Source organism: Amycolatopsis sp. WQ 127309 (assembly GCF_023023025.1).
Taxonomy (GTDB): domain Bacteria; phylum Actinomycetota; class Actinomycetes; order Mycobacteriales; family Pseudonocardiaceae; genus Amycolatopsis.
Map to the genome: position 1 here is coordinate 1,426,714 of NZ_CP095481.1, position 17,054 is coordinate 1,443,767.

General features: G+C 71.1%; 16 protein-coding genes and 2 pseudogenes. 8 read left to right on the forward strand and 10 right to left on the reverse strand.

The window, feature by feature from the left end; translation table 11 throughout:
- Positions 1-76: 76 nt before the first annotated feature.
- From MUY22_RS06135 to metG, 3 genes are all read right to left on the reverse strand, one after another.
- Positions 77-1,507 carry a resuscitation-promoting factor gene (locus tag MUY22_RS06135; protein WP_247057967.1) on the reverse strand — a complete coding sequence of 477 codons (1,431 nt, stop codon included), beginning with the start codon at positions 1,505-1,507 and terminating at the stop codon, positions 77-79.
- Positions 1,508-1,793: 286 nt separating this feature from the next.
- Positions 1,794-2,630: a TatD family hydrolase gene (locus MUY22_RS06140; RefSeq protein ID WP_247057969.1), complete on the reverse strand. Its 837-nt coding sequence runs from the start codon at positions 2,628-2,630 to the stop codon at positions 1,794-1,796.
- A 12-nt stretch (positions 2,631-2,642) separates the two neighbouring features.
- A complete protein-coding gene (gene metG, locus MUY22_RS06145) occupies positions 2,643-4,436 on the reverse strand; it encodes a methionine--tRNA ligase (protein WP_247057971.1) in 1,794 nt (597 codons plus the stop codon).
- A gap of 72 nt (positions 4,437-4,508) precedes the next feature.
- Between metG and MUY22_RS06150 the strand changes: the two are divergent.
- The 4 genes and pseudogenes from MUY22_RS06150 to MUY22_RS06160 form a co-directional block, all read left to right on the forward strand.
- Positions 4,509-4,652, forward strand: a pseudogene (locus MUY22_RS06150) (PadR family transcriptional regulator); the annotation flags it as partial.
- Positions 4,650-4,730: pseudogene (locus tag MUY22_RS49705) on the forward strand (ABC transporter permease); the annotation flags it as partial. The pseudogenes MUY22_RS06150 and MUY22_RS49705, both read left to right, overlap by 3 nt.
- A gap of 92 nt (positions 4,731-4,822) precedes the next feature.
- Positions 4,823-5,437 carry a glycoside hydrolase family 25 protein gene (locus tag MUY22_RS06155; protein ID WP_247057973.1) on the forward strand — a complete coding sequence of 205 codons (615 nt, stop codon included), beginning with the start codon at positions 4,823-4,825 and terminating at the stop codon, positions 5,435-5,437.
- A 19-nt stretch (positions 5,438-5,456) separates the two neighbouring features.
- Positions 5,457-6,701, forward strand: a complete 1,245-nt coding sequence (locus tag MUY22_RS06160; RefSeq protein ID WP_247057975.1) for an aminodeoxychorismate synthase component I — start codon at positions 5,457-5,459, stop codon at positions 6,699-6,701.
- A gap of 47 nt (positions 6,702-6,748) precedes the next feature.
- Here MUY22_RS06160 and MUY22_RS06165 read toward each other — a convergent pair whose 3' ends face one another.
- Positions 6,749-7,708 carry an NADPH:quinone oxidoreductase family protein gene (locus tag MUY22_RS06165; RefSeq protein ID WP_247057977.1) on the reverse strand — a complete coding sequence of 320 codons (960 nt, stop codon included), beginning with the start codon at positions 7,706-7,708 and terminating at the stop codon, positions 6,749-6,751.
- Between the two features lie 131 nt (positions 7,709-7,839).
- On the opposite strand from MUY22_RS06165, the gene MUY22_RS06170 reads away from it, so the two are divergent.
- Positions 7,840-8,316 (forward strand): QsdR family transcriptional regulator, encoded by a 477-nt coding sequence (locus MUY22_RS06170; RefSeq protein WP_326951666.1) that lies wholly within the window; start codon positions 7,840-7,842, stop codon positions 8,314-8,316.
- Positions 8,317-8,326: 10 nt separating this feature from the next.
- On the opposite strand, the gene MUY22_RS06175 is transcribed toward MUY22_RS06170, so the two are convergent.
- The 3 genes from MUY22_RS06175 to rsmI are packed head-to-tail and all read right to left on the reverse strand — an operon-like array spanning position 8,327 to position 9,826.
- Positions 8,327-8,761 carry a hypothetical protein gene (locus MUY22_RS06175; protein WP_247057982.1) on the reverse strand — a complete coding sequence of 145 codons (435 nt, stop codon included), beginning with the start codon at positions 8,759-8,761 and terminating at the stop codon, positions 8,327-8,329.
- Positions 8,758-8,985: a hypothetical protein gene (locus MUY22_RS06180; protein WP_247057984.1), complete on the reverse strand. Its 228-nt coding sequence runs from the start codon at positions 8,983-8,985 to the stop codon at positions 8,758-8,760. The genes MUY22_RS06175 and MUY22_RS06180 overlap by 4 nt, the downstream gene beginning before the upstream one ends.
- A gap of 4 nt (positions 8,986-8,989) precedes the next feature.
- Positions 8,990-9,826 (reverse strand): 16S rRNA (cytidine(1402)-2'-O)-methyltransferase, encoded by an 837-nt coding sequence (gene rsmI, locus MUY22_RS06185; protein WP_247063680.1) that lies wholly within the window; start codon positions 9,824-9,826, stop codon positions 8,990-8,992.
- 79 nt (positions 9,827-9,905) lie between these two features.
- Here rsmI and MUY22_RS06190 point away from each other — a divergent pair, with 79 nt between their 5' ends.
- On the forward strand, positions 9,906-11,474 hold the full coding sequence (locus tag MUY22_RS06190) for a dolichyl-phosphate-mannose--protein mannosyltransferase (protein ID WP_247057986.1): 1,569 nt from the start codon (positions 9,906-9,908) through the stop codon (positions 11,472-11,474).
- A gap of 1 nt (position 11,475) precedes the next feature.
- Here the strand turns inward: MUY22_RS06190 and MUY22_RS06195 are convergent, their stop codons facing one another.
- On the reverse strand, positions 11,476-12,189 hold the full coding sequence (locus MUY22_RS06195) for a helix-turn-helix transcriptional regulator (protein ID WP_247063682.1): 714 nt from the start codon (positions 12,187-12,189) through the stop codon (positions 11,476-11,478).
- Between the two features lie 82 nt (positions 12,190-12,271).
- On the opposite strand from MUY22_RS06195, the gene MUY22_RS06200 reads away from it, so the two are divergent.
- Positions 12,272-12,841: a class I SAM-dependent methyltransferase gene (locus MUY22_RS06200; protein ID WP_247057988.1), complete on the forward strand. Its 570-nt coding sequence runs from the start codon at positions 12,272-12,274 to the stop codon at positions 12,839-12,841.
- Here the strand turns inward: MUY22_RS06200 and MUY22_RS06205 are convergent.
- Positions 12,838-13,182, reverse strand: coding sequence for a hypothetical protein (locus MUY22_RS06205; RefSeq protein WP_247057990.1), 345 nt, complete (start codon positions 13,180-13,182; stop codon positions 12,838-12,840). The two genes, MUY22_RS06200 and MUY22_RS06205, sit on opposite strands and share 4 nt — an antisense overlap.
- Positions 13,179-14,936: a serine/threonine-protein kinase gene (locus MUY22_RS06210; RefSeq protein ID WP_247057992.1), complete on the reverse strand. Its 1,758-nt coding sequence runs from the start codon at positions 14,934-14,936 to the stop codon at positions 13,179-13,181. The genes MUY22_RS06205 and MUY22_RS06210 overlap by 4 nt, the downstream gene beginning before the upstream one ends.
- Before the next feature lie 206 nt (positions 14,937-15,142).
- Between MUY22_RS06210 and MUY22_RS06215 the strand changes: the two genes are divergently transcribed.
- Positions 15,143-17,020: a propionyl-CoA synthetase gene (locus MUY22_RS06215; protein ID WP_247057994.1), complete on the forward strand. Its 1,878-nt coding sequence runs from the start codon at positions 15,143-15,145 to the stop codon at positions 17,018-17,020.
- The last annotated feature ends 34 nt before the right edge of the window (positions 17,021-17,054 follow it).

A 17,054-nucleotide genomic window follows, 5' to 3' on the forward strand; every position in this document is an offset into this window, starting at 1 on the left:
TTGGAGGCGGATCTCGCGTGATCCGGACACGCGAAACGGCCCCCGCCGCTAGGCGGGGGCCGTTTCGGAAAGGAAGTCAGGCCTTCTTGCCGCAGACCGGCCAGGCGCTGTAGCTGCCGCCGCGTCCGGCGCGGACCTTCTCCGCCACCGCGATCTGCTCTTCACGCGAAGCCTGGTTCGGCAGCGCCGCGTACTGGGAGCCGCCGTAGGCGTTCCAGGTCTGCTTGTCGAACTGGAGGCCGCCGTAGTAACCGTTGCCGGTGTTGATGGCCCAGTTGCCGCCCGACTCGCACTGCGCGATGCGGTCCCACGCGGAGCCGTCGCCGATGTCGGGGGTCGCGGCCTTCTTGGTGCCGACGTGGATGATCTTCGGCTTGGCCGGAGTGATCACCTGCTCCGACATCGACTGCCGCGAGACCTCTTTGCCGTTCTTCTGCGTGACCTTGTAGGTCACCATCTTCTCGCCGGGCGTACCCGGATCCTCGACCTGGGTCTTGCCCTTGTCGAGGTCCGGGTCGTCGACCTTCTGCTCGGGCGGGTCGATGGTCTCCTTCTGGTTGACCATCGAGACGCCGGTGCGGCTGATGTGGACCTCGGCGCCGTCGGTCAGCTTGACGTCCAGGCCGCCTTCGGCCGCGTCCTCCGGGCCCAGGGTGAGCTTGTACTCGCCCAGGAACTCCTTCGTCGTGACGGCAGTCGTCGTGACCTGCTTCGGCTCGTTCGCACCGTCGAAGAGCGTGAGGTGCTTGAGCGTCTTGATCTGGACGGTCGCGCCCTCGAGCGGCAGTTCGCCGTCCTTCGGCATCGACATCCACGTGCCGGCCTGCTCGGCCTGCTGCATGCCGAGCTGGGACAGGGCGTCGCCCAGGTGGGTCGCGCGGACCCAGGAGGTGCGCTCGGCGCCGTCCACGACCAGCTTCAGCTGGCGGCCGCGCTCGAGCTTGATGACGCCGCCGTCGCCGACCTCGGCCTGCGGGGACGGGGAGAGCGAGTCGTGCGCGCCGACGGACAGGCCCGCGTCCTCCAGCACCTCGCCGACGGTGTCGCCGAACGAGTGCACGGTGGTCTGCTGGCCGTCGACGTCGACGGTGACGCTCTTGTTCATCGCCAGCGCGGCCGCGCCGCCGCCGGCGATGCTGATCATGACGCCGAGGACGGCGCCCTTGAGGAAGCGGCGCTTCCAGACCTTGGACGTCTGCCGGATGCTCTCGTCCATCAAGGCCTTCTTGGCCTGCGGGGACGCGGTCCGGTCCGCCTCGATCCCATCCGGGATGACGATCGGCGGGAGGTACGTGGTCTCGGCGTTGATGAGGCGGATCAGCTCGTCGACGTCGACGTCGATCGACGCCATCATCGCGTCGGCGTCGGGGCCGAGCGCGGCGAGGATGTCCTGCTGCGTGATGTTCGGGTCGTCAGAAAAGTCGAGCTGGCCGTACGCGGTGTCCTCGAAGTAATTGCGGTCGAGGACGGCGGCGGAGCGTGCTCCAGCCTGTCTGCTACCTGTCACCGGGTCGTTCCCTTTCCCAAGACACCGTTCGGGGCGGCATCTTTACGTCTGGGCCCGCAGCCGGCGCCATCGTCACGGTCCCGGTCGTACCACCCGGTTCCGCTTCCCCGACGTGCACTGACGTGACTGAGGGCGTAACAGCCGGCAACTGCATGGTGCAGTACCGACCGGCACGATCACGGGACAGTAACGGGTCCCGCCGGGTTGCGCAAACACCCCCCGGAGTGTCGTGATCTGGGTCACTCCATCGAGTGGGCGATCATGGAACCCGGTTGTCGCAATGCGTTCAACCCGTTGTGACACTGGGGAGTCGGTAGATCCGCTCGGCCGTGGTCCGGACGGCTTCGGCGACCTCGTGGACAGCTTCGCCCCTGAGCGCCGCGAGGTGACGGACGGTGTAAGCGGCGCCGTACGGCTCGTTCGGCCGTCCACGGAAGGGGTGGGGGGTCAGAAACGGCGCGTCGGTCTCGACGAGGTAACCGTCGGGCGGGCAGAGCCGCGCCGCGTCGTGGAGCCCCTTGGCGTTCTTGAACGTCACGGTGCCGGCGAACGAAAGCACGTAACCGGCGTCGATGCAGCGCCGCGCGATTTCCGCGTCGCCGGAAAAACAATGGAAGATTACGGCATTCGGCGCACCCTCTTCGACCAGAATGCGCAATACGTCCTCGTGGGCCTCGCGGTCGTGGATCATCAGCGGCTTGCCGAGCCGCTTCGCGAGGTCGATGTGCCAGCGGAAGGCGTCCTGCTGGGCGTCGTGGGGCGAGTAGTCCCAGTAGTAGTCGAGGCCGGTCTCGCCGACGGCGACCACGCGGTCCTGGCCCGCCAGGCGCTCCACTTCGGCCTTCTCGGCGTCGCCGAAGGCCTTGGTCCGCGTCGGGTGGACCGCGACCGCGGCCCAGACCCGCCGGTCCCACGTCGCCGCCTCGGCCGCCCAGCGGGCGGAGGCGAGGTCGTCGGCCACCGTCACCACGCGCGCGACGCCCGCGCGCTCGGCGCGGTCGACCATGGCCGTCACATCGGCCGCGGTGACCGCGCCGCACGCGTCGAGGTGGGTGTGCGCGTCCACCACCGCCACCGGGAGCCGGTCCGGGACCGGCGGCAGTTCGCGCTTCTCGTCACCCAACTCGCGTACCTCTTACTTCGTGATCGGGGCCCACTCGGGGCCGGTCTCCCCGAGTTCCGGGTCGAGCTTCGTGAACAGCGGCGACGGCTTGGCGAGCGGGACGCCGACCTCGATCGGCTTCGACTCCCACTTCGCCTGCTCCGCCGCGTAGTCACCGGTGAGGATCGGGTTGACCCGCCCGGCGATGTCGAGGTCCTCGACCTCCTTGAGCTCCGGCTGCGCGGCCCACACGCCGGTGCCGCCGAGGGCCTCGTGGATCTTCTGGGCCGAGTGCGGCAGGAACGGCGTCAGCAGCGTGTTGGCGTCGCTGACGACCTGCAGCGCGGTGTGCAGCACGCTGTCGCGGCGCGCCGGGTCGTCCTTGAGCTTCCACGGCTCCTGGTCCGACAGGTACTTGTTCGCCGCCGTGACGACGCGCATCGCCTCGCCGGCCGCCTGCTTGAACCGCGACCGGGCCAGGTGCGCCCCGACGGTGTCGAACGCCTTGCGGGACAACGCCTTCAGCTCTTCGTCGGCCGGGGCCGGCGCCTCCGGGCGCGGGATCGCGCCGACGTTCTTGTGCGCCATCGAGATGGACCGGTTGACCAGGTTGCCCCACTCGTTGGCCAGCTCGAAGTTGGTCCGGCGGACGAACTCGTCCCAGGTGAAGTCGGTGTCCTGGGTCTCCGGGCCGGCGACCGAGATGAAGTACCGCAGCGTGTCCGGGCCGAAGTCGCGCAGGAAGTCCTCGACGTAGATGACGCGCCCGCGCGAGGTCGAGAACTTCGAGCCGCTCATGGTGAGGAACTCGCTGGAGACGATCTCGTCCGGCAGGTGCAGCTTGCCGTACTTGCCGGCCTCGCCGCCCTTGTCGCCTTCGCCGTTGTGGCCGAACAGCAGCGCCGGCCAGATCTGGGCGTGGAAGGTGATGTTGTCCTTGCCCATGAAGTAGTAGGACCGCGCGTCGGGGTTGGTCCACCACTCCTGCCACGCGTCCGGGTTCCCGGAGCGCCGTGCCCACTCGACGCTGGCCGAGAAGTAGCCGATCACCGCGTCGAACCAGACGTAGAACCGCTTCATCGGCTGGTCGCTCCAGCCGTCGAGCGGGATCTTGACGCCCCAGTCGAGGTCGCGGGTGATCGGCCGGGGCCGCATGTCGTCGATCAGGTTCTTGGTGAAGTTGAGGACGTTCGGGCGCCAGTCGGTCTTGGTCGAGAGCCAGTCGCCGAGGGTCTTGGTGAACGCCGGGAGGTCGAGGAAGTAGTGCTCGGTCTCGACGAACTTGGGCGTCTCGCCGTTGATCCGCGACTTCGGGTTGATCAGCTCCGCGGCGTCGAGCTGGTTGCCGCAGTTGTCGCACTGGTCACCGCGCGCGCCGTCGTACCCGCAGATCGGGCAGGTGCCCTCGACGTAGCGGTCGGGCAGCGTGCGGCCGGTGGACGGGCTGATCGCGCCGCGCGTGGTCTTCGGCACGACGTAGCCGTTGCGGTGCAGCGCCAGGAAGATCTGCTGCGTCACGTCGGCGTGGTTGCCGGTGGTGGTCCGGGTGAACAGGTCGTAGGACAGGCCGAGGCCCTGCAGGTCGTTGCCGATCTGGCGGGTGTACTTGTCGGCGGTCTGCTGGGAGGTGAGGCCTTCCTTGTCGGCCTGGACGGTGATCGGCGTGCCGTGTTCGTCGGTGCCGGACACCATGAGCACCCGGTTGCCGGCCATTCGCTGGTAGCGGGAGAAGACGTCGGACGGGACGCCGAATCCGGACACGTGGCCGATGTGGCGGGGGCCGTTGGCGTAGGGCCAGGCCACCGCAGTCAACACTGGGGTGCTCATACCTTATTAGCCTACGGATGCCACCCAAGGCGATTTCGGCAGGTACAGGAGGCCAGGTCGTCCGCGACGCGTCTGCTCGTGCTCGGGGCCGTGCGCGTGTACGGCCGCGCGCACGGCTACCAGGTGCGGCGCGTGCTGCTGAGCTGGTCGGCGGACAAGTGGGCCGACGTCGAGCCGGGCGACGGCGGCCCGGACCGGGTCGCCTGCCGGCTCACCGGGAGCGTCGTCGTGCCGGCGCTCGCGGTGCTGGCGGTGTGGTGGGGCACGCGGACGTTCCAGCGAGAGAGCGCCTGACCGAAAACGCCTGATCAACCCGGTGTGGTGCGACTGCGGGTCCGCTCCCGGCGACGTATGGTGTGCTCTCATCTACGCGCCGGGGGCGGACTGTGACGGAGCCGGAAGCCGAACTCGGCATCTCGCTGTCCCACCGCGAGCGCGTCGCGGACTGGCAGGCCGTCCGCGGCGCGCAGGCCAAGTTCGTCTCGGTGACGATCAGCGAGAACGTCAACTGGAGCAGCTCGGCCGCGGAGCGGAGCCTGGCCGGCGCGCAGGAAGCAGGGCTGCACGTCGGCGGCCGCCACTACGCGCGGCCCGGCGCGGTGCACGACCAGGCCGACCACTTCGTCCGGACGGCGAGCAAGCTCGGCGCGTTCTCGCCCGGGTCGCTGGCCCCGGCGCTGGAGGTGGCGGCGCCGAGCGTCGACGACCGGTTCATCAAGCTGTGGATCAAGCACGTCCGGCAGGCGGCGCGGATCGAGCGGGTGCTGATCTACGCCGACTACGACTGCTGGCAGCAGCGCCTGCACCCCGACCGCTGGGCCGACTCCGAGGTCGTGCTGTGGCTGATCCGGCACAACGGCATCCCGGGCCGGGCGGGCTGGTTCCACGCGCGGCTCGGCATCCACCAGCACGCGTGCGCGCCGGGGGTGCCGGGGATCAGCGGGCCGGTGGAGCAGAACGCCGTCGTGTATCCGTTCACATTGGGCGACCTTTTGCTGTAGGACCGGTGACAATGTCGCCATGCGCGTGCAGAGCAGGACACTCCGGACGAACGTGACGCCGTCGCGCGCGCTCCTGGTCCTCGCCGCGCACGCCCGGGCCCGCGGCCTGCCACCGCCCGCGATGCTGTCGGGCGACTGGTTCGGCTCACGCGCGGTGATCGCGCCGTCGCTCGAGGTGTCCCCGGGCCCGGTGTCCTGGCCCGCACCGGTGGACGCCCCGCACGGCGTGGTCGGCGGCGGCTGGTTCGGCTACCTGTCCTACGACTCGGCGGACCCGTCGGGCCGGCGCGGCGCCCTGCCCGCGACGGCGTGGGGCTGGACGGACCACGTGCTGCGCTGGTCGGCGTCGGGCACCTGCCACCTGGAGTCCCTGGACGGCGGCGGCCCGTCGGTGTCCACAATGGAGTCTCTGTTGGACTCTTCGCCGGTGGCTCCTTCGTGGACGGCCGGTCCCTTGCGACGTCCGCTGCCTTCGGAACACCGGGACGCGGTGAAGGCGTGCGTGCACGCGATCGAGGCCGGGGAGCTGTTCCAGGCGAACATCTGCACCCGCTTCACGGGCTCGTTCGCGGGCTCGCCGGCCGCGCTGTTCGCCACCGGCGTCTCCCGGCTGAACCCGCGCCGGGCGGCGTTCCTGTCGGGTTCGTGGGGTTCGGTCGTGTCGTTCTCACCGGAGCTGTTCCTGGCGCGCCACGGCCGTTCGGTGCGGTCGACGCCGATCAAGGGGACACTCCCCCGGCGCGGACCCTTTGACGCCGGGAACGCTTCGCTACTGCGTCAGTCCACGAAAGACGTCGCGGAGAACGTGATGATCACGGACCTGGTGCGCAACGACCTGGGCCGGGTGTGCGAGGTGGGCTCGGTGACGGTGCCGTCGCTGCTGCGGGTGCGCCCGGCGCCGGGGGTGTGGCACCTGGAGTCGACGGTCTCGGGCGTGCTGGGCCCGTCGGTGTCCGACGCGTCACTGCTCGCGGCGACGTTCCCACCGGGCTCGGTGACGGGCGCGCCGAAGATCCGCGCGCAGGACCTGATCGCCGAGCTGGAGCCGTCCGGCCGCGGCGTCTACACGGGAGCCATCGGCCTGGTTTCCCCGGCGGCGGGCCTGGAGCTGAACGTCGCGATCCGGACGTTCGAGATCGCGGACGGCTCGATAACCCTGGGCGTCGGCGGCGGCATCACGGCGGATTCGGACCCGGAGGCGGAGTGGCAGGAGTGCCTCCACAAGGCCGCACCCCTGGAGGCCCTGCTGGCTTCAAAGCCGTGAAGGCCTCCTTCCCGGCTCTTATGGCCGGAAAGGAGGCCTTCACGGCTTTACTTGGTCGGGTCGAGGAGGAGCTTGCCGACCGTGCCGCGGGAGCGCAGGGCCTCGTGCGCGCTGCGGGCGTCCGACAACGAGTACTCGCCGCCCGGGATCGCGCGGAGGTTCCCCGCCAGGACCAGGTCGAACAGCTCGGTCAGCGCCGTGCCGAAGACGTTGCCCGGCAGGCGGAAGACGTGCGGCAGCCACATGCCGCTGACCGTCGTGCTGTGGCCGAGGATGTTGCGCAGGTCCAGCGGCTTCGGCGACTCGCGCCCGGCCATGCCGTAGAACGCCAGCCGGCCGAACGCCGCCAGCGCGGCGATGCTCTGGTCGGTCGTCCTGCCGCCGACCATGTCGAGCACGACGTCGACGCGGCGGCCGCCGTTGGCCTCCAGCAACGTCGCCGTCATGTCCTCGGCGCGCGAGTCGACCGCGACGTCGGCGCCGAGTTCGAGGGCGAGCGCGCGCTTCTCGTCGTTGCTCGCGGTGGCGATGACGCGGCCCGCGCCCCACGCCTTGGCGAGCTGCACGGCGATCGTCCCGACCCCGCCGGCGGCCGCGTGCACGACGACGGACTCGCCCGGCTCCAGGTGCGCGTTCTTGCGCAGCAGCACCCAGGCGGTCGCGCCCTGGACCAGCATGGACAGCGCGGTCAGGTCGTCGATGCCGTCGGGCACCGGGAAGGTGGTGACCTCGGGCGCGGTGGCCTTTTCGGCGTACCCGCCACCGCTGTTGAGCAGCGCGACGACGCGCTTGCCGTCCGGCGTGCGTCCGACGACCTCGCCACCGGGCACGAGCGGCAGCTTCGCCGGGGCGAGGTAGGAGTTCTCGGCCTGGTGGGTGTCGGCGTAGTTGACGCCGACGCGCTCGACGTCGATCAGCACCTCACCGGGCCCGGCCACCGGATCGGGCAGGTCGACGGGCGTGAGCACCTCGGGTCCACCGAACTCGGTCACCTGCACTGCGCGCATCTGCGTCCCTCCGTCGTGGTTGAGACATTCTGGCATATGTCTCACGCCGTGGTAGCTTGGCGCTCATCAAAACGGAACTGACTGCCTTCGACCTGGCCCGCGACTGGTTCCTGGCCGGCCGCCGCGTGGACATGGGCGAGCTGGCGGCGGCGCTGTCGATCAGCCGCGCGACCCTGCACCGCCGGGTGGGCAGCCGTGACCAGCTGCTGGGCGAGATCCTGTGGTCCCTGTCCTCGACGTCGATCGCCCGGCTGTGGCCGTCGTCGGTGGGCCGCGGCGCCGCGGGCGTGGCGGACTTCGTGAGCGGCTACGTCCGGTTCGCGAACGACGCACCGCCGTTCCGCGACTTCCTGCGCCGAGAACCGGAGCGCGCGTTGCGGCTGTTGACGACCAAGGCGAGCGTCTGCCAGCAGCGGACCACGGCGAAGCTGGTGGAGCTGCTGGACCTCGAAGTCACGGCCGGCCGGCTCGTGCCGCCGTTGCCGGTGCCGGACCTGGCGTACCTGCTGGTGCGGATCGGCGAGTCGTTCGTCTACACGGACGTGATCACCGGCGACGCGCCGGACGCGTCGAAGGCCCACGCCGCGGTCACGGCCCTGCTCACTTGACCCGGGACGCCTACGCGCCCTTCGAGGTCGACGCGGCACGCAAGAACGTCTCGTGCTCGCCGATCGCGTAGTAGGCCTCGTAAAGGGCGTCGTACGCGGACTCGAGGGATTCGCCCGCCGCGAACCCGACCGCGGCTGCGGCCCGCGCCCGGCGGAAGGCGCGGTCGTAGTCCTCGGCCGCGGCCGCACCGGCGTCCACTTGGTCCTGGATGTCCCAGGCCTGCTCGTCGAGCCGCTCGGTCAGCGCCTGGATTTCGCGACGCGCCGCCGGCGTCGAGCTGCCCTTCGCCGCCAGGGCCACGTCGATCAGCGGATCCGTCAAGTCGGCCCGGTCGACCGCCAGCCGGCAGACCTCGACGACGAGGTCACGGCGAGCCGTCGGCGACATGCTCACCAAACGCCCGGCCACGGTCGGCGCGATGCTCGCCAGCCCGGAGCGCGTCATTCGCTTGGCCGCGATGCGCGGATTCGTGCCGCCTCGGCTCGGGCTTCGGCAGCCTCCGCGGCCGCCCGGCGCCGGTCTTCCGGGAAGATCAGCAACGGCGCCAGCGTCTCCAGGGCCTCCGCGACCCGCTCGCGCCACGCGGCGCGGTCTCCGCCGTCAGGCTTCTCGTCCCGCGCCCTTCCCAGCGCGCGCAACGCGGCACGCAACTCAGGCGAGATGGGCACCGGCTCAGGACTTCCGCGCCGCCAGCACCGCGTCGTACAGTTCCTTTTTGGACACTCCGGTCGCCTCCGCGACCTCCGCCGCCGCGGACTTCAACCGTTCGCCCGAAGCCACCCGGTCCGCCACCTCCGCCACCAGGTCCGCCACCGACACCGAACGCGGCTCGGCGCCCGACAGCACCACCGTGATCTCGCCGCGCACGCCGTCCGCGGCCCACTCCGCCAGCGACGCCAACGAGCCCCGCTTCACCTCTTCGTACGTCTTCGTCAGCTCGCGGCACACCGCCGCGCGCCGGTTCGCGCCCAGCGTCGCGGCCGCGTCCGACAGCAGGGATGCCAGCCGGTGCGGGGACTCGAAGAACACCACCGTGCGCGGCTCGGAGACCAGCGACGTGAGCCACTTCGTCCGCTCGCCCGGCTTGCGCGGCGCGAAACCCTCGAAACAGAACCGGTCGCACGGCAAACCGGACAAAGCGAGCGCCGTCGTCACCGCGGACGGGCCCGGCAGGCACGTCACCGGAATGTCGGCTTCGACGCACGCCGCCACCAGGCGGAACCCCGGATCGGACACACTGGGCATACCGGCGTCCGTCACCAGCACCACCGTCTCGCCCGCCTGTAACGATTCGAGCAACCTGGGCAGGCGCGCCGTCTCGACGTCCTCGTAGAAACTCACCACGCGGCCGCGTGGGGTGATGTCCAGGGCCGAGGCCAGCGACCGGAAGCGGCGGGTGTCCTCAGCGGCCACGACGTCGGCTTCGGCCAGCGCTTCCGCCAGGCGGGGCGAAGCGTCGCGGACGTCGCCGAGTGGGGTAGCGGCCAGGACCAAGCGGCCGGTTGTCACCGATGAGCTCACCCGGCCAGCCTAGGCGGGTCGGCGGATCCGGACGACGTACGCCCTGTCCCGCCCGTAGGATCGCCCCGTGACCGCCGTGCTGACCCGTCCCGACGACGAAAGCGTCCGGCCGGGCCCGGTCGAGGCGCTCCGGCCGCCGACCGACCGCGAGACGACCCTGCTCGGCCGCGGCATGCCGGACGACCGGCTGCGCGCCTGGCTCGTGACCATCGTGCTCACCGCGATCGGCGCCATCGTCCGGCTGCAGAACCTCGGCAGCCCGACCGACAAGGGCAGCCCGGTCTTCGACGAGAAGCACTACGTCCCGCAGGCGTGGCAGGTGCTGCGCAACGGCGGTTACGAGGACAACTACGGCTACGAGCTGGTCGTCCACCCGCCGCTGGCCAAGCAGCTGATCGCGGTCGGCGAGTGGCTGTTCGGCTACAACGGCTGGGGCTGGCGGATCATGCCCGCGCTGGCCGGCACGCTCATCATCTTCCTGACCATCCGCATCGCCCGCCGGCTCACCCGGTCCACGCTGCTCGGCGCCATCGCCGGCATCCTGGTGATCAGCGACGGCGTCCTGCACCTGCAGTCGCGGATGGGCATGCTCGACATCTTCATCGCGCTGTTCGTGCTCGCCGCGTTCGCCTGCCTGCTCGTCGACCGCGACCAGGTGCGCACGAGGCTCGCGACGGCCGTCCGCGAGGGCTGGGTCAACGAGACGGTCTGGGGGCCGAAGCTCGGCTTCCGCTGGTGGCGGTTCGCGACCGGGCTGATGATCGGCCTGACCTTCGGCGTCAAGTGGTCGGCGCTCTACTACATCGTCGCGTTCGGGCTGCTGTGCGTCGGGTTCGACGTCGCGGCGCGGCGCGCGGCCGGCGTCGAACGGCCGTGGCTGGGCACGATCCGCCGGGACGTCGCGCCCGCGCTGTGGGCGATCCTGCTCATCCCGCTCGTGATGTACCTCGGCGCGTACTGGGCGTGGTTCGCCAGCGAGACGGCGACCGACCGGCACTACACCGAGATCAAGGACATCGCGCCGGGCGTCTGGGGCTGGATCCCGGCGTCGCTGCGCTCGCTCGGCGACTACTCGGCGAACGTCCTGCACTTCCACGAAACCCTGGTCACGCCCAAGGACAACCCGCACCCGTGGGAGTCGAAGCCCTGGACGTGGCCGATGGGGCTGCGCCCGATGCTCTACAGCTACGACGGCGAGGTCACCGGCTGCGGCGAGTCCCGCTGCGTCAGCGCGACGATGCTGATCGGCACGCCGGCGATGTGGTGGCTGGCCATCCCGATGCTCGCCTGGTCGGCCTGGCGCTCGATCTTCCGCGCGGACTGGCGCTACGCCGCCGTCCTCGTCGGCTACCTCGGCGGCTACGTCTTCTGGTACACCAACATCGACCGGCAGATGTACTTCTTCTACGCGACGCCGCTGGCCGCGTTCCTCGTGCTGGGGTTGACGTTGTGCCTGGGCCAGATCCTGGGCAGTGCGAAACGCGGGTTCGAAAGACGCGGGACCGGTCTGCTCGTCGTCAGCCTGTACGTCGGGCTCGTCGTGGCCAACTTCGCCTGGCTGTGGCCGATCCTCAACGGCATCGCGATCACGACCGGCCAGTGGGAAGCCGAACGCTGGCTGCCGTCCTGGCGGTAGCTCAGCCCGCGAAGTACGCCCTCGGCGTGACGCCGACCGCGCGCCGGAACGCGGCGACGAACGCGCTCGCCGAGCTGTAGCCGACGCGGTGCGCGACCGTCGTCAGCGGGATTCCCTGCGCCAGCAACGGCAGCGCCGCACGCAGCCGCACCTGGGTGCGCCACGTCCCGAACGGCATCCGGCACTCGCGGACGAAGATCCGCGCCAGCGTGCGCTCGGCCGCGCCGACGTCCCGGCCGAACTCGGCGAGGCCGCGCGGGTCGGCCGGGTCGGCCAGCACCGCCGCCTCGACGTCCCGGGCCCGCGGGTCGGCGGGTGACGGCACCACGATCGGCACGACGTCGAGTGGTTCCAGCAGGTCGAACGCGACGGCTTCGGCCCGCAGCCGCGCCTCCGGTGCGACGCCGTCGCCGGTCAGGTACTCCAGCAGCTCGTGCAGCAGCGGCCGGACGGCGACCAGCCGCGGCTCCGGCCACGACACCGGGCTGCGGTCGGGGTGCGCGTAGATGCCGCGCAGCGCGGCTTTGCCGAGCGCGCCGGTCCGGTGCTGGACGCCGGCGGGCATCCACAGCGCGCGCGTCGGCGGCAGGACCCAGCCGGCGTCGCCCGCCTTGACCGCGATGACCCCGCTGGCCGCCCAGACGAGCTGGTGGACGGGGTGTTCGTGCCACGGGAACCAGGTGCCGGCCGGCAGGTCGACCTCGCCGAGCAGCATCGCGTGGGATTGGCCGGTTCGCGACATCGGTTGTCAGTCTATCGGCTACCGGTCACCGCGGCGGCTCCCTAACGTCGGAGCCATGCCGATGAACCTGATCCACCGCAAGATCTGCAGCTCGGAGAAGTGGGCGAACACGGTCGAGGAGCGCCTGACGCCGTGGCTTGCCGAGCGAGAACTGGGCGACGACGTCCTCGAGATCGGCCCCGGCTTCGGCGCCACGACGAAGGTGCTGCTGGACGTGGTGCCGAAGCTGACGGTCCTGGAGATCGACCCCGCGTCGACCGAGCTGCTGCGCGCGAAGTACGGCGCCCGCGCGGACGTCGTCGAGGGCAGCGGCGCGGAGATGCCGTTCGAGTCCGGCCGGTTCTCCGCGGTCGTCTGCTTCACGATGCTGCACCACGTGCCGACCGACCGGCTGCAGGACGCGATCTTCGCCGAGGCCGCGCGGGTCCTGCGCCCGGGCGGCACGTACTGCGGCAGCGACGGCCAGCTCAACCTGCGGTTCCGCCTGCTGCACATCGGCGACACGATGAACGTCATCGACGCGGGCACGTTCCCCGCGCGGCTGGCGAAGGCGGGGTTCGAGCAGGTGGACGTCGAGGTGCGGCCGAAGGAGCTGGTGATCTTCTCGGCCGTGAAGCCGGGCTAGGTCAGGCCGCAGGTCGCGCCACAGAGCGGGCAGAACGCCCGCTTGGCCGTCGAAGCCACCTCGAGACCACACGCGGGGCAAGCGCCCTGCTCCCAGTGGCCGGGGTTGGGACCGAAGCCGCTGTCGTAGTGGTCCCGCTCCGGCCAGGCGACGACCTCCACGTGCGGCGGTTCGGTGTCACCCGGCGTTCGCGCGACCTCGGCAAGACACAACGTGCTCGGCATGACGCCGTCGCGCTCGGCATGCCGGGACAGCACTCGGCGAAGCACGTCGTCCAGTTCCGGCAGGCTCAGCCGGGACAGGTCCCTGGCGAGGGCTTCGCGCTCGTCGTCCGTGGTCACCGGTGCGGCTGGCGCGGGACCACCCGGGTCACCGGGCCGTCCAGGGACTTGCCCGCCCTCGACAACCAGCCCTCCACCTCGCGCCGCACCGAGTTGAGCGTCGGACGGCGTCGCGGTTCCGGGTCCAGCGATGCCGCCAAGAGCCGCGCGTGGGCGCTGCGCTGCGGCAGCCGGGACACCGGTTCCGCACGGGCCGCGGCCATCAGCGCCGCCATCGGCGTCTCGCGGGTACCGCGTGGGGGCTGGCCCGTCAGTGCGTAGCTGATCGTCGCCGCCAGCTGCCAGGCGTCGGACGCCGGTGAGGCCGTGGCGCCCATCGCCTGTTCCGGGGCGACGAAGTCCGGCGTGCCGATCATCATGCCGGTCGCCGTCATCTTGGAGTCGCCCTGGCTGCGGGCGATGCCGAAGTCGATCAGGTGGGCGAGGCCGCTGGGGTCGAGCACGACGTTCGACGGCTTGATGTCGCGGTGCAGGACGCCCTTCTCGTGGGCGGCCGCGAGCGCGCCCGCCATGGTCGCCCACAGCCGGCCCGCGGCGATGTCGTCGAGCGGGCCCTGGCCGTCGACCAGCTCGGCCAGCGGCCGGCCCTCGAGGTACTCCATGACCAGCGCGAGGCCGTCGGGCTCCTCGGCCAGGTCGTACACCTTGACGCAGTTCGGGTGGCTGACGACGGCCAGCGCGCGGGCCTCGCGCTGCATGCGCTCGGCGGTGTCGCGGTCCGGCGCGTGCGCGATCTTCAGCGCGACCGTGCGGTTGAGCTGGGTGTCGACGGCCTGCCAGACCGTGCCGAAGCCGCCGGCGCCGAGCTGCTTGACGCGCCGGTAGCGGCTGCCGCCGGCGTTGCGCGAGCCGGGCGGCGGCGGGATCGGGCCCGGTGCCGCGGCCAGCGCGCCCGCCATCGGGGGCGGCTCGGGCGCGGACGCCAGCGCCGTCTTCGGGTACGGCTTGTTGATCGGGGGCGGCGGAGGCGGCGGCGGGGTGGGCCGCGGCTGGACCTGCGACGGCGGCTGCTGCGGCGGCCGGTAGGGCTCCTGCTCGCGGCGCGGCGGCACGTCCGGCCGGTTGATCACCGACCACGGCGGCGGGCCGACCATCGCGACCGGGATCAGGCCCAGCACGCTGAACGGCAGGAACCCGAGCCAGAAGTGCAGCGCGGTGTTCGCTTCCATGCCGACGCTGAACAAGGCCATCGCGACGAACGGGATCCAGAAGAACCGCGACGGCCACTTCGGACCGCGGCGGAACGCCGTGCGCCCCTGCAGCATCACGAACAGCAGCGAACCGGCCGGCAGCACGATGAAGGCCAGCAGGTACACGAAGAACGGGAGGTCGTCGGCGCCGGTGCTGCCCGAGGAAAGCACGTCGAAGACCGTCTGCCGGCCGCCGAGGTAGTTGACCTGCGAGTCGACCCAGCAGCCGCCGGGCCCCTTCAGCGTCGCGACCTCGCTCGCGGACAGCCCGGACTTCTGGCCGGCGAACACCATGCGGTAGACGCCCGAGACGCCGTTCGACAGCAGCCACGGCAGCACCAGCGTGCTGAGCAGGCCGATCACGCCGAACACCGACAGCGTCGTCAGGTCGTACCGGTTGCCGGTGCCCTTGCGGATGATCGAGACGACGAGCGCGCCGATCGGCGGCAGCAACGCGACGAGCGCGCCCGCCGCACTCGTGGCCCAGACCCAGTCGCCGGGGCAGAAGCCCGGGCCGAACAAGGAATGGGCTAGCGAGAGCAACGCGCTCGCGAGTCCGTTCACTGCCGGGCTCCCCTCACTGTCCGTGTTCACGTCTTACCGTCACGCGGCATTTCCCCGCGGTCCAGCTTAGGACGCTCGCCGCCGCCGTTGGGTTGCCGGGTCTTTCCGGCGGCCGAATCCCGCCCGGATCCCACGCGGAATCCGGCGGGCCCGCCGTCGCGGCGTCATGATGGGACCGGCGGGACGTTCGACGCGAAGGAGCGGCAATGGGCGCGTACTCCGAAGCCTACCGGCGGAGCCTGGCCGAGCCGGACGCGTTCTGGCTGGCAGCGGCCAAGACGATCACCTGGACGAAGGCCCCGGAACGGGCCCTCGACGACACGAACCCGCCCTTCTACCGCTGGTTCCCCGACGGCGAGCTGAACACCTCGTACAACGCCCTGGACCGCCACGTCGAGGCCGGCCGCGGCGGGCAGGACGCGCTGATCTGGGACTCCCCCGTGACCGGACAGCAACACACGTTCACCTACGAACAGCTCCGCGACGAGGTCGCGCGCTTCGCCGGTGCGCTGGGTTCGCTCGGCGTGACGCGCGGTGACCGGGTGATCGTCTACCTGCCGATGGTCCCCGAAGCCGTGATCGCGATGCTGGCCTGCGCGCGGATCGGCGCGGTGCACTCGGTGGTCTTCGGCGGGTTCGCACCGAAGGAGCTCGCGGCCCGGATCGAGGACGCGAAGCCGAAGGTCGTCCTGGCCGCGTCCTGCGGGATCGAGCCGACGCGCGTCGTCGAGTACAAGCCCATCATCGACGCCGCGCTTGAGCTGACCGAGCACCAGCCGGACCACGTCGTCGTGCTGCAGCGCGAGCAGGCGCCGGCCGAGCTGGGCGAGCGGGACGTCGACTGGCGGGAGCTGGCCGCGGGCGCGTCCCCGGCCGGCCCGGTGCCAGTCAAGGCGACCGACCCGCTCTACATCCTCTACACGTCCGGGACCACCGGGAAGCCGAAGGGCGTCGTCCGCGACACCGGCGGGCACGCGGTGGCGCTGGCCTGGTCGATGGCCGCGATCTACGACGTCCACGCGGGCGACGTCTGGTGGACGGCGTCCGACGTCGGCTGGGTCGTCGGGCACTCCTACATCGTCTACGCGCCGCTGCTGGCCGGGGCGACGACGGTGCTCTACGAGGGCAAGCCGGTCGGGACGCCGGACGCGGGCGCGTTCTGGCGCGTCATCGCCGAGCACGGCGTCCAGGCGCTGTTCACCGCGCCGACCGCGCTGCGGGCGATCAAGAAGGTCGACCCGGACGCGAAAGAACTCGAGAAGTACGACCTCAAGCAGTTCCGGACGCTGTTCATGGCCGGTGAGCGGCTCGACCCGGAGACCTACCACTGGGCGCGCGAGAAGCTGGGTACACCGGTGATCGACCACTGGTGGCAGACCGAGACGGGCTGGCCGATCGCGGCCAACCTCCGCGGCCTGGAGCCGATGGACGTCAAGCCCGGGTCGGCGACCAAGCCCGTGCCGGGCTGGGACGTGCGGATCCTCGACCAGGCCGGCGACGAGCTGCCGACCGGTCGCGAGGGCGCCATCACGATCAAGCTGCCGCTGCCGCCGGGCTCGCTGCCGACGCTCTGGGGTAACGACGAGCGCTACCGCGAGGCCTACCTCTCCCGCTACGACGGCCACTACCTGACCGGCGACTCCGGTTACCTCGACGAAGACGGCTACCTGTTCGTCATGGGCCGCACCGACGACGTCATCAACGTCGCCGGGCACCGGCTGTCGACCGGGTCGATGGAGGCCGCGCTGGCCTCGCACCCGGCGGTCGCGGAGTGCGCGGTGATCGGCGTCGCCGACCAGCTCAAGGGCCAGCTGCCGCGCGGGTTCGTCGTGCTGAAGGCGGGCGTCGACACGCCCGCGGACCAGCTGCGCGACGAGCTGGTGGCGACGGTGCGCCGCGACATCGGGCCGGTCGCCGCGTTCCGTGACGTGTCCATTGTGGACGCTCTGCCGAAGACGCGGTCCGGGAAGATCCTGCGCAAGACCATGCGCGCGATCGCCGACGGCCGCGACGAGGTGGTGCCGTCGACCATCGAGGATCCCGCCGTGCTGGACGCGATCCGGGCGACGCTGCGCACTTCGTAAAGTATTGTTCCAAATACCCCGGCTGGTCTGTACC

Bases quoted from the DNA above. Each gene is read 5' to 3' on its own strand.
- MUY22_RS06175 (WP_247057982.1), bottom strand. From the start codon at position 8,761: ATGACGCGCTCCGGGCTGGCGAGCATCGCGCCGACCGTGGCCGGGCGT.
- metG (WP_247057971.1), bottom strand. From the start codon at position 4,436: ATGAGCACCCCAGTGTTGACTGCGGTGGCCTGGCCCTACGCCAACGGC.
- MUY22_RS06200 (WP_247057988.1), top strand. From the start codon at position 12,272: ATGCCGATGAACCTGATCCACCGCAAGATCTGCAGCTCGGAGAAGTGG.
- MUY22_RS06160 (WP_247057975.1), top strand. From the start codon at position 5,457: ATGCGCGTGCAGAGCAGGACACTCCGGACGAACGTGACGCCGTCGCGC.
- MUY22_RS06195 (WP_247063682.1), bottom strand. From the start codon at position 12,189: ATGCTGCTCGGCGAGGTCGACCTGCCGGCCGGCACCTGGTTCCCGTGG.
- MUY22_RS06170 (WP_326951666.1), top strand. From the start codon at position 7,840: ATGGGCGAGCTGGCGGCGGCGCTGTCGATCAGCCGCGCGACCCTGCAC.
- MUY22_RS06215 (WP_247057994.1), top strand. From the start codon at position 15,143: ATGGGCGCGTACTCCGAAGCCTACCGGCGGAGCCTGGCCGAGCCGGAC.
- MUY22_RS06165 (WP_247057977.1), bottom strand. From the start codon at position 7,708: ATGCGCGCAGTGCAGGTGACCGAGTTCGGTGGACCCGAGGTGCTCACG.